General features: G+C 70.3%; 9 protein-coding genes and 1 pseudogene. 8 read left to right on the top strand and 2 right to left on the bottom strand.

The window, feature by feature from the left end:
- Positions 1-846, top strand: an 846-nt coding sequence (locus ACWDA7_RS42340) for an IS200/IS605 family accessory protein TnpB-related protein (protein ID WP_450612114.1), incomplete at its 5' end; no start/stop codon positions are given.
- Between the two features lie 7 nt (positions 847-853).
- Here ACWDA7_RS42340 and ACWDA7_RS42335 read toward each other — a convergent pair.
- Positions 854-1,828 carry a helix-turn-helix domain-containing protein gene (locus ACWDA7_RS42335; RefSeq protein ID WP_450612113.1) on the bottom strand — a complete coding sequence of 325 codons (975 nt, stop codon included), beginning with the start codon at positions 1,826-1,828 and terminating at the stop codon, positions 854-856.
- 225 nt (positions 1,829-2,053) lie between these two features.
- On the opposite strand from ACWDA7_RS42335, the gene ACWDA7_RS42330 reads away from it, so the two are divergent.
- Complete coding sequence (locus ACWDA7_RS42330; RefSeq protein WP_450612111.1) at positions 2,054-6,202, top strand: hypothetical protein; 4,149 nt, start codon at positions 2,054-2,056, stop codon at positions 6,200-6,202.
- 258 nt (positions 6,203-6,460) lie between these two features.
- Here the strand turns inward: ACWDA7_RS42330 and ACWDA7_RS42325 are convergent, their stop codons facing one another.
- Positions 6,461-7,096 carry a TetR/AcrR family transcriptional regulator gene (locus ACWDA7_RS42325; protein WP_450612109.1) on the bottom strand — a complete coding sequence of 212 codons (636 nt, stop codon included), beginning with the start codon at positions 7,094-7,096 and terminating at the stop codon, positions 6,461-6,463.
- Between the two features lie 137 nt (positions 7,097-7,233).
- Between ACWDA7_RS42325 and ACWDA7_RS42320 the strand changes: the two genes are divergently transcribed.
- The 6 genes and pseudogenes from ACWDA7_RS42320 to ACWDA7_RS42295 all read left to right on the top strand — a co-directional run.
- Entirely contained in the window at positions 7,234-8,379 is a 1,146-nt protein-coding gene (locus tag ACWDA7_RS42320; protein WP_450612107.1) for a VOC family protein, read from the top strand.
- Complete coding sequence (locus ACWDA7_RS42315) at positions 8,376-9,314, top strand: fumarylacetoacetate hydrolase family protein (protein ID WP_450612105.1); 939 nt, start codon at positions 8,376-8,378, stop codon at positions 9,312-9,314. The genes ACWDA7_RS42320 and ACWDA7_RS42315 overlap by 4 nt, the downstream gene beginning before the upstream one ends.
- The gene (gene mhpA, locus ACWDA7_RS42310) at positions 9,311-10,945 is read left to right on the top strand and encodes a bifunctional 3-(3-hydroxy-phenyl)propionate/3-hydroxycinnamic acid hydroxylase MhpA (protein ID WP_450612103.1); all 1,635 of its coding nucleotides are present in this window, start codon (positions 9,311-9,313) and stop codon (positions 10,943-10,945) included. Before ACWDA7_RS42315 ends, mhpA begins: the two co-directional genes overlap by 4 nt.
- On the top strand, positions 10,942-12,957 hold the full coding sequence (locus ACWDA7_RS42305; RefSeq protein WP_450612101.1) for an acetoacetate--CoA ligase: 2,016 nt from the start codon (positions 10,942-10,944) through the stop codon (positions 12,955-12,957). Before mhpA ends, ACWDA7_RS42305 begins: the two co-directional genes overlap by 4 nt.
- A gap of 152 nt (positions 12,958-13,109) precedes the next feature.
- Positions 13,110-13,727, top strand: a complete 618-nt coding sequence (locus ACWDA7_RS42300; protein WP_450612099.1) for a malonic semialdehyde reductase — start codon at positions 13,110-13,112, stop codon at positions 13,725-13,727.
- A gap of 215 nt (positions 13,728-13,942) precedes the next feature.
- Positions 13,943-14,882: pseudogene (locus ACWDA7_RS42295) on the top strand (RNA-guided endonuclease InsQ/TnpB family protein); the annotation flags it as partial.

The raw sequence follows: 14,882 nt of genomic DNA, 5'->3' as shown, positions 1-14,882 counted from the left end.
GCCGACCGCATCACCACGAACCGGTCCGTGGCCTACCGCATCCACTACGACACAGACCGCTCCCGCTGGTACCTCACCGCCTCCTGGACCATCCCGCCGGTCACCACCGTCCCGCTGTCCCAGGCCCGCGCAGGCGGTCTGATCAGCGTCGACACGAACGCCGACCATCTGGCCGCCTGGCGGCTGGACGCCCACGGCAATCCGGTCGGCGAACCGCGCCGGTTCTTCTACGACCTGTCCGGCACCGCGATGCATCGTGACGCCCAGGTACGGCATGCACTGATCCGGCTCCTCCGCTGGGCCAAACGCCACGGCCTGTCGATCGCGATCGAAGACCTCGACTTCAGCGCGGACAAAACCCGGGAGAAACACGGCCGCCGGAAGCGGTTTCGGCAGGTGATCTCCGGCATGCCCGTGTCCAAGCTGCGGGCCCGGCTCGTCAGTATGGCGGCCGAACTTGGCATCACCATCGTCGCCGTGGACCCGGCCTACACCAGCAGGTGGGGCGCCCAGCACTGGCAAAAACCCCTCACCGGCAAGAACAGGAGAACCAGCCGTCACGATGCAGCGAGCATCGCGATCGGCAGGCGCGCCCTGGGGCACCGCATCCGGCGACGGACGGCACCGCCCCCACACGACCAGAGCGATCGTGTGGGGCATCGGACCGCCCAGGCCGGACACGGCACCCGCGGGCGTGAGGGAACCCGCCCCTGCATCCTTGGACCACGGACACGATCCGTGTCGCCGGATGCGGCGCGAACGCGGGCGACCAGTGCATCCACCACCGTTCGGGATGCGCCAGTTGATCAGGGTTGGGTACAAGACTCACTCCTGCTCACTGACTAGGAACGGTTCAGAGCCACCCGCGGCGGACCGCCTGCGCGCCCGCCTGGAATCGGCTCGTCGCCCCGAGGCGGGTGGTCAGGTCGGTGATCCGGCGGCGCAGGGTGCGTTCGCTGAGGCCGAGTTGGCGGGTTATGGTCTCGTCCTTCAGCCCGGCGTGGAGCAGGTGGAGCAGGGCGCGGTCGGCCTCGTTGAGGTCGGGATGGTCTTCTGTCTCCTGGGCGTCGCTGCCGAAGACGGGAGTGGCCTGCTGCCAGCTCGCCTCGAAGAGTTCGACGAGGGCGTCGCACAGCGGTGATCGGTGGACCAGGGCGGCGGTACTGCGTAGGCCGTCGGCACCGGTGGTGAGCGGAACGAGGGCGTCGCGGCGGTCGAAGACCAGCAGTTTCAGCGGCACTTGGGGCAGTACCCGGGCCTGTTCTCCGAGGAGCACGAGGTGCTGGAGCAGTTCCGCGCGTTCGGGGATGGCCAGCACCTGGCTTGAGTAGATCGCCCGTGCCCGCACGCCACGGGCCAGCAGGTCTTCCTCGGACTGCAACGCACTCGCATCGGCCGTGAGGTAGGGCGGGGTGTCGAAGCAGAGGACCTCGTGCTCGGCGCTCGCCATCAGCTCGGTCAGCCAGGTGGTGATCGCGGTGGGCCCCTCGATGATCTCGACCAGCCGGCTTGGGTCGGAGCTCAGTTTGCGCTCGTTGAACTCGGCGCCGTAGGCGTCCAGTGCGGCGGCCGCGCGCTCGAGGTCCAGACGGCGCGCGCGGATCAGGGCGGCCAGGCCGATGCGGGGGTCCACGGGGGCGTAGCGGGTGGGCCGTCCCGCTGAGGGGACTGCGAGGCCTGCCGTGACCAGTTCGTCCAGCATGCGGCGGGCCTGTGCCGTGCTGCAGGACTGATGCCTGGCCATTTCGGTCGCGGTCAGTGGCGGCGACGTCAGCAGATGGCGATAGGTGCGCTCGGTTGGATCGTCAAGGCCCAGGGATTCCAGCACGAGTTCGCCTCCCTCCTGTGTTTCGGCCGAGGTGGCACATGGCCGATACCGGCTGCTGGCCGGTATCGGCCAGCGGTTCCTCACCCGGTGGGACGGGTGCGCTGGAACAGTACCGGCATCTCCTGCAGGGCGGTTCACCAGTGCTTTCTGCGACGCGACCGCCCTGCTCCCACTCGAGAGGCACATGGTCCATTGAGAATGCGAAGAAAGGGCATACGCTGCGGCGTGGTTGCCACCGTGCTGGGGCTGGCCGCGGGCCTTCTGGTCACACCGCCGGCTCAGGCGGCCCCTCCGCACGGTGCGAAGGGCATCCGGCTGACCGCCGCCGCGATCGAGAGGCTGAGCACGCGGTACCAGCCCCGGATTGACGGCACGCCCGGGCAGGTCGCCGCCCAGGAGGGCCCGGCTGCTGCCGCCCCGGCGCTGCCGGGCACGAAGCCACGCGTGACGGCGGGCTCGGGCACGCGCACGGACGCCTCGTCCACTGCCCCGGGCTTCGAGCGGACCGGTCAGTGGGAGACCGCGCGGGGCTTCGCCGAGGGTGTGGCGCTCGGCGGCACCAAGGACTGGGTGGGTGTCTTCAGCGGCGGCACCGTCGCCCGGTACGACGCCCAGGGCAAGCAGGTGTGGGGCCGCGGAGCGACCTCCTTGTACAAGGACTGGCAGGTGATTCCTGACAACTGGTTCCAGCCGTACGACTATCTGCCGAACCTCTATGTCGGCTACAACCCGTACCAGATGTCGGCCAGCGGCAAGCACCCGTATGTGACGGGCGACTTCAACGGTGACGGTGTCGACGACGTCGCTGTGGCCTACGTGGTGGGCGACTGGCCGGGCCGGCCGTTCTCGTCGCCCGGTTCGCAGCTCCATTACGGCACCTTCGTCACCGTCCTGGACGGCCGTACCGGAAAGGCGGCGTGGCACAAGCTGGTTCCCGGCTCCGTCGGCATCATGCTGGTCCAGGACGGCAAGCTGATCGTCGCCGACTCCACGGGGCCGGACTGGGGCGGCAATCCGGTCGCCGAACAGGGCGACAGCCGCAGCAACCTGACCGCCTACAGCTTCCGCCGCGCCGCTGACGGCAAGCTCGCCGGGAGTGCCGACTGGACCTACTCGACGCATGCGCCCTGGGCCCGCTGGGGCGATCTGACGTCGCTGGGCGCCGGTCGGATCGCCGCGTCCTGGTCGGACACCCCCATGGGCCTGGGCAGCCCGCGCCCGGCCGCCGGCAACGTGCTCGTGCTCGACACCTCCGACGGCAAGGTCGCCTCGCACACCAAGACGCCCGGCTACCCGCGCATGCTGGTCAAGGACCCGGGCGCGGACCGTGTCCTGGTGGTCGAGCAGAACGACCCGTTCGACAAGGTGCGCTGGGACCTGACCGCGATCGACGCGCACAGCGGCGGTCGCACGGTGCTCGCCTCACGTGAGGGCACCGTGCCGGAGGCGTTCCAGGTCCTGCCGCACGCCCGCGGCGGTCAGCCCCGGTTCGCGGTAGCCGAGCTCGGCATCGACGCGGACCTGTCGGACGGCCAGAGCACCATCTCCGGCTGGGATGTTCAGGGCCACACTCTGTGGTCCTACACCACCGCCTCCACGGTCGGCCGGCCCAACGTCCCGACCATGGAGCTGTCGTCCGACGCGCAGGGCAGCGAGGTGTTCGCCTCGCTCTCGGACCCGACGAAAGACACCGCCGCCACCCCCGCGGGTCCCGAGCACACCCAGCTCATCGGATTGAATGCCGCGACCGGTCACCTCGACTGGCGGCAGGAGGGCGCCGTCTCTGGTGACACGCTCACCCGCTACCACGGCGGACTCCTCACCGTCGGCTATGACGACACCGCCTACACGGTCAACCCCCGCAGCGGCAAGGTGCAGGCCATGCCCCTGGCCGGCGACTTCTACGCGGCCCTCGCCACGGACGTGAACGGCGACGGGACCAAGGACCTGATCACCGGTGGTCAGAGCCGCGGCGTCTTCGCCCTCGACGGCAAATCCCTGAAGAAGGCGACGCCGACCGTCCTGTGGAGGGCCACGGTCGACAGCTCGGTGCACGCCCTGCGTCTCCTGCCGAACCCCGGCAAGGACACGGTCGGCGACTCCGTGGTGGCCGCCACCGATCAGGGCTTCAGCGTGCTGAGCGCGCACACCGGTGACGTGCGGGCGCACGTGCACATCGGCGGCTATGTCGCCTCGCTCGCGGTCGTGGGCAACGGCCAGGGCGGCTTTGAGATCGTCGTCCCGGGCAGCAGCTTGACCGCGTACACCGCGCAGGGCAAGAAGCTGTGGACGTACCGGCCGAAGGGCACGGAGGGCAAGAGCCTGGTCTTCTCCAGCGTCACCACGGACGGCGCCAGACACCTGTTCTTCGAGTACGGCGGCACACACGAGGGGACCATGCCCAGGGAGGCCACCGATCCGGCGCCGACGGCGGTCAGCCTGGACGCCGCCACCGGCACCCCGGTCTGGACCGAGACCCCGACCGGTTCGGGCGCCGTCGCGATCGTGCCGACCAACCCGGCCCTGGCCGATCCGAACATCCCGGGCGCGGACGGGCACGGTGTCGCCTTCGCGTACACCGGCGATCCCACGACCTACCAGCACCTGGTCCAGATCCTCGATTCCCGCACGGGCGCAGTGATCAAGACCTACGACAGCCCCGGGATGTCGCAGGGCTTCGTCGCGTCCAAGAAGACCGGCCTGGTCGAGATGCGCGAGTTCAACGACATGGTCTATCCGGCGGACGGCAGCGAGCCATACGACGTGCCCACCTTCTTCGGCTTCCACTCCGCAGTGTTCGCCAAGTCCGTCGGCGGAACCGAAGCGTTCGTCGGCGCCTGGCAGGCCCTGTGGTCCTACGACACACCCTTCGCGGACAACGACGGGTTCCTCCGCGAGAGCGCCGTGGACTCCGCCTTGGGAGCGAGCCAGGTCCAGACAGCCGAGCTGGGCGATGGACCGGGTGACGACATGATCGGTCTCGCGCTCGACTGGCGCGCCCTGAACATCTCGGCCCAGGCGATCGGCAGCGCCGTCAACGACCTCGACTACTTCCCGCACGGTGTGACCACCTACAAGCTCTCCGAGGACGAGCCCTCCCGGATCCCCACCCCGATCGGCGGCACACCGGGCGGCGGCACATCGGTCGCGGCCCCGTCGGCCGCTGCACAGGCCGATCAGCGCTACGACGACCGCCCCCGCAGCGCGAGCCCGCTGAAGGAACTGGACATGCCGGTCGGCACCGCTTCGGTCCCGATCGAGATCCAGAGCAAAACTCCGGCAGCCAAGAAGCTCAGCGTGGGCCGGGACAACACCAGCGAGGTCACCCGCGGCTACACCCCGCAGCAGATCCAGGCACGCCTGAGCCTCAAGGGCGACGGCACCGGCCAGACCATCGCGATCGTCGACGCCTACCACTACCCGACGGCGAAGCAGGACCTGAACCACTTCTCCGCGCACTTCGACCTGCCGCAGACCTGCGACAGCGTGAGCGCGGGAGAGAACTGCTTCGACTTCCAGCAGGTCTACGCGGACGGCACCCAGCCCGACGTCGACACAGGCTGGAACGAGGAGGCGGCGCTGGACATCGAGTGGGCGCACTCGGTGGCCCCGCACGCCAAGATCGTCCTGGTGGAGGGCACAGACCCGACCATGGCCGCGCTCTCCCGCGCCGACGATGCCGCCGCGGCGCTGCACCCGGCCGCGGTCAGCAACAGCTGGGGCACCGCCGAGTTCTCCGAGGAAGCGTTCTACGACGGCCACTGCAAGCTGGCCGACTCGGTCTGCGTCCAGTCGACCGGGGACGACGGCTACCCCGGCGGCTACTCGGCCACCAACCCCTACGCCCTGGCCATCGGAGGCACCAACCTGCAACTGGACGCCGACGGCAACACCACGGGCGAGACGGCGTGGAGGGCCACCGGTGGCGGCCTGAGCTACTTTGAGTCGCGCCCGGCCTACCAGGACGGCGTGCAGTCCTCGCCGCTGCGGGCCACGCCGGACGTCAGCTTCGTGGCCGACCCTGCCACCGGCGTGCCCGTCTACCTGACGATGACCCCGGGTGCCACCGCCAGGTCCGTGTGGTTGAAGGTGGGCGGCACCAGCCTGTCCGCCCCGATCTGGGGTGCGATCATCGCCTCGGCCGACCAGCTCCGGGCGGCCGCCGGCAAACCCCACCTGGCCTCGGCCGGCCCGGATGGCGACACTGCGCACACCGACATCTACGCGCTCGGCAGTACCTACCTGCGGGATATTACTTCCGGCTCCAACGGGCGGTGCGGTGCGGAGTGCACAGCCGGCCCCGGCTACGACACCGTCACCGGCCTCGGCTCGCCCACCGCGGGCGCCGACGCGGCCCTGGCGACCATGAAGTAACCGCCCGGTGCAAGCACGCGGGGGCCCGAGTCCTTCCGGACGCCGGGCCCCTCAGCTGTCGAGGACGTACGGTGCGCGTGCCGTGACCCAGATCGCGTGGCCGGCACGGTCAGCACGGTCGATGGGGTGGGTGCTCGGGCTGCCGGAGCGGGCAGATCCCGAGGAGCCGTTCCGTCTTTGAGTCGGTGCGGCCGGCCCCTGCATCGGGGGCCCCGTTGCAGGGCGTAGCCGGGTCGGCCCGCTGGACGCGACCCGGAATCAGCCGAGGCCGGGCAGGGGCCGCCGGGTGACCTCATGGGCCTCGTCGGGGGCGACGCCGAGCATGCGCAGGACCATTTCGGCCAGGTCGGAGGCGGTCTCGTCGCCGTCGAGGTTCGGGCGATCCAGCCTCAGCGCCACGAGGGACAGCAGGGTGCCGCCCAGGGCGGACAGGGCCGTGGTCGGGTTGGTGCAGGTGAAGCGGCCCGAGGCGATGCCGCGCTCCAGGTCGCGCAGGGCTCGTGGGGACAGGCCGCGTTCGGAGTGGATGTGGGCCAGGCCGCGGTCGCGCAGGATCCGCATGAGTTCGGGGTGGGAGTCGGCCATCCGGGCGGTGAGCCGGAAGCCGGTTGCGACGAGTTCGGCCGGGTCGTCGATCCCTTGTACGCGCTCGTCGATGACTTGGCCGAACTCCTCCAAGGCGTCCGTCACTGCGGCGTCGAACAGCTCCGTCTTGGACTCGAAGTGGTTGTAGAAGGTGCCGAAACCCACATCCGCGCGCTCGGCGATCACCTGGATGCTGGCGCTGGTGTCCCCGGTCTCCGCGAGGATCTGCCGGGCCGCACGCACGAGCGCCTGGCGGGTCTCGGCACGGCGCCGCTCGAAGCGGTTCATGGGCGGGGCTGACGTCGGCATACGGCGAGTGTAACAACCGTCGCGACGAGTCTGCCATTACTGATGAGATTGTCAATAATCTAGGGTCGCCCTATTGACGATGAGGATCTGCAAAGTTGATGATTTCCTCATTACGGCAGTGTTGCTTGGAGGGCACCATGTCTCGAACCCCCGTTAACAGAGCCGCTCCCCAGACGCCCCACCAAGATCTCCACAGCGAGCAGGGCGCCCTGCGCGGCGAGCATCCCGGACGGGCCCGGAATCCCGTGATCAAGGTGGCGGATCTGGCCTGGCTGGAGTTCGAGAAGCCGGACCTGGACCGGGCCGAGGTGTTCGCCCGTGACTTCGGGTTCCAGGTCGCCGCCCGCACCGAGCGGGAGCTGTGGCTGCGTGGCACGTTCGCGGGCTCACCATGCATGGTCATCCGGCGCGGGCGTGCGTCCCGCTTCATCGGGCCGGCCTTCCGCGCAGCCGAGCGCGGCGACCTGGACCGGCTGGCCCGCGCCACCGGCAATACCGTCCGGGACATCGACGTCCCCGGTGGCGGGCAGTCCCTCGCCCTACTCGATCCCTCGGGCTTCCCGGTCCGGGTCGTGTACTGCGCCGAACAGCTGCCCGCTCTGTCCGAGCAGCAGCCGCTGATCCTCAATGTCGGCACCGAGCACCGCCGCACGAACGCCACCCAGCGACCGCCCCGCGAGCCCTCGCGCATCCAGCGGCTCGGTCACGTGGTGCTCGAGACGCGCGTGTTCATGCGGGCCCTGGACTGGTACCTGGACACCCTCGGGCTGATCGTGTCCGACTTCCTGTTCCTGGACGGGCAGCGCGGGCGCGGGCCGACCATGGCGTTCATCCGCTGCGACCAGGGCAGCACGGCCGTGGACCACCACACCCTGGCCATGCACCTGGGGCCTGGCACCGGCTACGTCCACTCCGCCTACCAGGTCACCGACCTCGACGCGATCGCCGCCGGCGGTGAGTACCTGGCCGAGCGCGGCTACCAGCGCAGCTGGGGGATCGGCCGGCACATCCAGGGCAGCCAGCTGTTCGACTACTGGCGCGACCCCGACCGCTTCATGCTGGAGCACTTCGCCGACGGCGACCTGTTCTCCTGCGATCTCGAGCCCGGCTGGGCGCCGATGTCGGCGAGCGGCCTGGCCCAGTGGGGCCCGCCGGTCACCCGGGACTTCCTGGGCGCGAACCCGTCCCCCGCCAAGCTCCGCGAGGTCATGTCGGCCCTGCGCGGCGACAACGAACTCGACCCCGCACGCCTGCTGGGCCTGATGAAAGCGATGAACTCATGAGCACCAACGTTCTGCGCACCACCGACGGCTGGTGGGCGGTGCGCGACGAGCGCGCCGTCCGCATCGAGTCCAAGGCGGTCACCACCGCCGAACTGCTCGCCGACCGGCCCGCGGTCCGCGAGGCCGCCGCCGTGGCCGAGAGCGGCACGCCCGTCGCCGACCTGGTGGCGCTGCCTCCGGTCACCACCCCCTGCCGAGTCGTCGCCCAGATGGTCAACTACCGAAGCCACGCCCGCGATTCGGGATTCACCGGCGACATCCCGCCCACCTTCTTCCGCAAGTCATCCGGCTCGGTCAGCGGCCCGCACGACAGCATCGTCCGCCCCGGGCACGTGAAGTTCCTCGACTACGAGGTGGAACTCGGCCTCGTCATGGGCGCCCCCCTGCCGGTGGGCACCGTCGTCGAGGAGCGGGACCTGCCGCACTACGTCGCCGGGCTCGTCCTGACCAACGACGTCAGCGCCCGCGACGTCCAACTGACCAAGACCCAGTTCTACGAGAGCAAGTCCTACCCGACCTTCACCCCGACCGGGCCCTACCTCGCGCTGCTGGAGCCCGAGGACTTCGCCCATCTGCTCAACCTGCGCCTGCGGCTGTCGGTCAACGGCGAACCCCGCCAGGACCGCACGCTCGCCGACATGATCGTACGGCCCGCCCAAGCGCTCACCCTGCTCGCCCGCTTCCAGACCCTCGATGCGGGCGACCTGCTGCTGACCGGCACGCCCGGGGGCACCGCCCTGAAGGCCCCGCCCAAGCCGGTCGAGAAGATCGCCGCGCTGCTGCCGCCCGCGCTGAAATGGAAGGCCTTCTTCAACGGCCAGGCCAAGAACCCCCATTACCTGCGCAACGGTGACCTCATCACCGCCACGATCGCCACCCCGGACGGGCGGATCGACCTCGGCGAACAGCGAACCGCTGTGACGGACGCCCCATGAGCGCCGCATCCCGGAGCCCGGTGGTGATCATCGGTGCGGGACCCGTAGGGGTCACGGCCGCGCTCCTGCTCGCCCGGCACGGCGTGCCCAGCCTCGTCCTGGAACGCCACCAGGACATCTACCCCCTGCCACGCGCCGTCGCCGTGGACGACGAGATACGCCGGATCCTGCAAAGCGCCGGCATCCACGAGGAGTTCGCCGCCCGCGCCCGCCCGGCCCGCGGGCTGCGGCTGCTGGACGCCCGGCACCGCCTGATCGCCGAATTCCCGCGGTCCCCGCACGGACACCACGGCTTCCCGCAGACCAGCATGTTCGACCAGCCCGAGCTGGAACGCCTGCTGCGCGACGCCCTGGCGCGCCACCCGGAGTGCGAGCTGCGGGGCGGGGTGGAGGTCGTGTCCGTCACCCAGGACACCGACGGAACAACCGGTTCGACGGGTCCGGTCCAGGTCACCTTCCGCCGCGAGGGCAGCGACGAGGAGGAGCACGTGTGGGCCGATGCCGTCCTCGGATGCGACGGCGCGGGCAGCCTCACCCGCAACGCCATCGGCGCCGTATGGGAGGACCTGCACTTCGAGGAGAGCTGGCGGGTCATCGACGTGCGCACCAGCCGCCGAGTGCGCACCTGGGAAGGCGTCGAGCAGATCTGCTGCCCGACCCGGCCGGCCACCTTCATGCGCGTCAGCGAGGACCGCTACCGCTGGGAGTTCCGACTGCCCGAGGACCAGAGCCTGGACGGCCCGGACGGGCTGGAGCGCCTGCGCGACCTGGTCGCCCCCTGGGTGGACCTGCCGCAAGGTGCCTCGCTGGGCGACGACTTCGAGGTGATCAGGCAGGCGCAGTACACCTTCCGCGCCCGCCTCGCCGACCGGTGGCGCAGGGGCCGCATCTTCCTGCTCGGCGACGCCGCCCACCTCACCCCGCCCTTCATCGGGCAGGGCCTGTGCACAGGACTGCGCGACGCCCACAACCTGACCTGGAAACTCGCCCGGGTCCTCAAACAGGGCGCAGACGAGGAGCTGCTGGACACCTACGAGCGCGAGCGCAAACCGCACGCACGCCACGTGATCCGCCTCGCGGTCGCCGTCGGCTGGGCCATGACCGGCGGACAGGACCGTGCCGCGGCGCTCCGCCGGGCCCTCGTGGGCGCAGCCTGCCGCATCCCCGGCGTGACCGCGACGGTGAGCCGCGACCTCAGCCCCGCCCTGACCGCGGGCCCGCTGGTGCGGTGCCGCCCCCGGCTGGTCGGCCGCATGCTGGCCGGCACCTTCTGCCCCCAGCCCTGGGTGATCGTCGACGGCAGGCGGGTGCGCCTCGATGACGTCCTGGGGGACTCCTTCGCCGTCCTGACCACCGTGCCGCCCACCCCTCAGGTGACGGCCGTGGCCGCGGCACTGGGCGCACCCACGATCCGCGTCGAGGACCTGAGGGACGACGGCACCGTGGCCGCCTGGCTGGCACGCGGCCGGGCGGACGCCGTCCTGCTGCGCCCCGACCGCGTCGTGATGGACACCGTCCCCGCCGGCAGCGGCGACTTCACGGGCACCGCCGCCTGGGCACCGCTGCTGCGCACGGCCCATCGTCCCGACCATGCCCGGTCCGTCCCCTCGCCGAGGAGCACCACTCCATGACCGCCCCGCACCCCGCGCCGTATCCGGAGCCCTTCCTTGCGCCCGATCCGACGGCGGCCGCCCACAGCCGCATCGCGGACTTCGCACGCTGGGCCGCCCATCATGGCGCCGAAGGGATCCAGGACCCCACCAACTACCAAGCCCTGTACCGCTGGTCCGTCACCGACCTGGAAGGGTTCTGGGCCGCGGTGTGGGAGTACTTCGACATCGACGCGACAACCCCGTACGAGCGGGTGCTGGCCCAGGAGACCATGCCCGGAGCCCGCTGGTTTCCCGGCGCCACCCTCAACTACGCCCACCACGCGTTGCGCAACCTGCACCCGGACGCCCCCGCGATCACCGCGCTGGACGAGACCGGCGCCTCCTACGAGATCACGGGCCGGCAGCTGCGCGCCCAGGTCGCCTCCGTCGCGGCCACCCTGCGCGATCTGGGCGTCGGACAGGGCGATCGAGTGGTGGGATACCTGCCCAACACCCCCCACGCCGTCATCGCCTTCCTCGCCACCGCCGCCCTGGGCGCGGTGTGGTCGGTGTGCGGCCAGGACTACGCACCCAAGGCCGCCGCCGACCGCTTCGCCCAGCTCGAACCCACGGTACTCATCACCGCGGACGGCTACCTCTTCAACGGCACCACCCACGACCGCCGCGCCGCCTCGCTCGAACTGGCCGCCGCCCTGCCCACGCTGAAGGCCACGGTCATCGTGGACCACATAGGCCTCACATGGCCCAAGCGCGGGCACGCGGCGCTGACGGTTGGCTGGGAGGACGCGGCCACCCGCACCGAGTACCTCACCATCGCCCCCGTGCCGTTCGACCACCCTCTGTGGGTCGTCTTCTCCTCCGGCACCACCGGCCTGCCCAAGGGCATCGTCCACGGACACGGCGGCATCCTGCTCGAACACCTCAAGACCCTCCACCTGCACAGCGACCTGGGCATCGGGGACCGCCTCCTGTGGTACACCACCACCCACTGGATGATGTGGAACCTGGTCGTCTCCACCCTGCTCACCGGCGCCACCACCTGCACCTACGACGGCAGCCCGGCGCCGCATGCGCACCCGGACATCCTGTGGGAGCTGGCGGCCCGCCACAAGGTCACCGTCTTCGGCACCAGCCCCCAGTACCTGCTGGCCATGGCCAAGCTGGGCATCGAACCCTCCGTACACGACCTGTCGGCCATCCGTGTCATCGGCTGCACCGGCTCCACCCTGCCCGCCTCCGCCTACCCCTGGGTCCGCGACCATGTGGGGCCCGGCGTCCAGTTGGCCTCCACCAGCGGCGGCACCGACGTCGTCTCCAGCTTCGCCGGCAGCGCCGCCACCACCCCTGTCTGGGCGGGGGAGCTGTCCGCACCCAACCTCGGCGTGGCACTGGCCGCCTACGACGCCACGGGCACCCCGGTCCGCAACCAGGTCGGCGAACTGATCCTCACCCGGCCCATGCCGTCGATGCCGTTGTACTTCTGGAACGACCCCGACGGCAGCCGCTACCGCGACGCCTACTTCGCCGCCTACCCGGGCGTATGGCGGCACGGCGACTGGATCACCCACACCTCCCACGGCTCGGTGATCGTCCACGGCCGCTCCGATGCCACCCTCAACCGCAACGGTGTGCGCCTGGGCAGTGCCGACATCCACGACATCGTCGAATGCCTCCCCGAGATCACCGAGGCCCTCGTCATCGGCGCGGAGGAACCCGACGGCGGCTACTGGATGCCCTTGTTCGTCGTCCCCGCACCCGGCGTCACCCTGGACGACGCCCTGCGCGAGAAGATCCGCGAAGCGATCCGCACCGGCGCCTCACCCCGCCATGTCCCCGACGAGATCCTCGCCGTACCGGCCATCCCGCACACCAAGACCGGCAAGAAACTCGAGGTTCCCGTCAAACGCCTGCTCCAGGGCGCCCCCGCCGCACAGGTCCTCAACCCCGCGGCACTCGACAACCCCGAACTCATCGATTACTTCGCCCGGTTGGGTGCCGAGCGGAGCAAGCGGTCAACGCACCACACATGACCGTCGGCAAGGGGCCCACAAGCTCAGGTGACAGCACCGGGATTCTGTGCCCCGCCCGGCTCCGCAAACCCTGTCCCCGAGTGGTGCCGGGACGGCGATCCCGCCCCGGCATCACACCATCCGCACATCCAAGTAAGAGAGAAACCGTGAGCATGACCGACCGCGAACCGCAGGCCCTCGACGTCCTTGACGACGCCGGGCGAAAGCTGCTGTTCACCGAGGCCCGCACCGCGAACACCTTCGCCGCAAAGACCGTCTACGACGACGAACTCGCCACGATCTGGGAACTCGCCCGCTGGTCGCCGAGCGCTGCCAACAGTCAACCTCTGCGCGTGCTCTTCGTGCGCACCCGCGAGGGCAAGGAACGACTGGTTCGGCATCTCGACGAGGGCAACAGGGCCAAGACACTCAGTGCGCCGGCTGTGGCGGTCCTGGCGTACGACGTCGACTTCCACGAGCAGATGCCGACCGTCTTCCCGGCCCGCGGCGACATGCTGCGAGCGGCGTTCGCCCACCAGGTCGAGACGCGCGAGAACCTCGCGGCCTACAGCTCGGCACTGCAGACCGGGGTCTTCCTACTCGCGGTACGTGCGGCGGGGCTCGCGGCCGGTCCCATGGCGGGCTTCGACAAAGCCGGCGTGGACGAGGAGTTCTTCGCCGGTACCAGCTGGTGTTCGCATCTGGTGGTCAACATCGGTCACCCCGGTGCCGACCCGTGGTTCCCGCGGCTGCCCCGCGTGCCCATCGAGGACGCCGTCGCCTGGGCCTGACGGCACTTCCAGCCGTTCGGCCGTGGCCCGCTTCACCGGGTTCCTCCAAGGATGCCCCGGCCTTCAGGCCGGGGAGGAATCGGACTCCTGCGGAGCGGGGCAGGGATAGCCGGATCGCCGTCAGGGCGATCCGGTGTACACCCCGCACGGCGGTGATGTCGCCCACGATGATCGAGAACTCTCAACTGTCAGTCCTCCCAGGTAGGTTCGGATGCATGACGACAGAAGCGACCACGAAGGACACCGGGCATGCCCGGTACACCTTCCGTGTGCGCCTGTCGAACACGGCCCGGCGCCGGCTCGAAGCCGAGTGGGATCGCTGCCGGTGGATCTGGAACGAATGCGTGGCCAAGTCCAAACAGGTCCACGTGCGGGGCAAAGCGGGCGGCGAGAAGCTGACGTGCGGTCCGGCGCAGCTCGACAAGATGCTGACCGAGGCCCGCAGGGGGATGCCTGGCTGGCTGAGGGCGCGAGCGTGCCTCAGCAGCAGGTGATACGCGACTTCGCCAAGGCCCGCGCCAAGGCCCTCAAAGACATCAAGGACCGGCTTCCGATGCACCGCCGGGCGGGGATGCCCCGGTGGAAGAAGAAGCGGCAGGCGCGGCCGAGCCTGAACTACACCCGGCGCGGCTTCCGGGTTGATGACGGTCGTCTGCACCTGGCGGGCGGGATCGTGGTGAGCGTGGTGTGGTCGCGGGAGCTGCCGGCCGACCCGTCCAGTGTGCGCGTGTACCAGGACGGCCTCGGCCACTGGTACGCGTCCTTCGTCGTCCCGGCTCAGGTTGAGCCGCTCTTTGAGACCGGCCGCGTCCTGGGCGTGGACTGGGGTGTGAAGGAGACCGCCACCACCACGGATGACGCCTACGACCTCCCGCATGGCGAGTATGGCAAGCGGGCCGCGCAGCGGCTCGCGAGGTACCAGCGGATGATGGCCCGGCGGCGCCGTCCGAAGGGACAGCCCGCATCCGCCGGCTACCGGAAGGCGCAGGCCCAGGCAGCGAAGCTGCACAAGAAGGTGGCGAGGCAGCGGGAGGACACCGGCCGTAAGTGGGCCAAGTCCGTGATGCGCGGTCATGACGGGGTTGCGGTGGAGGACTTCCGGCCGGCGTTCCTCGCGAAGACCACCATGGCCCGCAAGGCGGCCGATGCCGCCAT

The organism is Streptomyces sp. NPDC001156 (assembly GCF_053598275.1).
The sequence above is the reverse complement of the archived record's forward strand: the minus strand, read 5'-3'. Positions and strand labels throughout refer to the sequence as shown.

What these genes read in the sequence shown, in the direction of transcription:
- ACWDA7_RS42325 (WP_450612109.1), bottom strand. Translation starts at nt 7,096, where the DNA reads ATGCCGACGTCAGCCCCGCCCATGAACCGCTTCGAGCGGCGCCGTGCC.
- ACWDA7_RS42320 (WP_450612107.1), top strand. Translation starts at nt 7,234, where the DNA reads ATGTCTCGAACCCCCGTTAACAGAGCCGCTCCCCAGACGCCCCACCAA.
- ACWDA7_RS42315 (WP_450612105.1), top strand. Translation starts at nt 8,376, where the DNA reads ATGAGCACCAACGTTCTGCGCACCACCGACGGCTGGTGGGCGGTGCGC.
- mhpA (WP_450612103.1), top strand. Translation starts at nt 9,311, where the DNA reads ATGAGCGCCGCATCCCGGAGCCCGGTGGTGATCATCGGTGCGGGACCC.
- ACWDA7_RS42305 (WP_450612101.1), top strand. Translation starts at nt 10,942, where the DNA reads ATGACCGCCCCGCACCCCGCGCCGTATCCGGAGCCCTTCCTTGCGCCC.
- ACWDA7_RS42300 (WP_450612099.1), top strand. Translation starts at nt 13,110, where the DNA reads ATGACCGACCGCGAACCGCAGGCCCTCGACGTCCTTGACGACGCCGGG.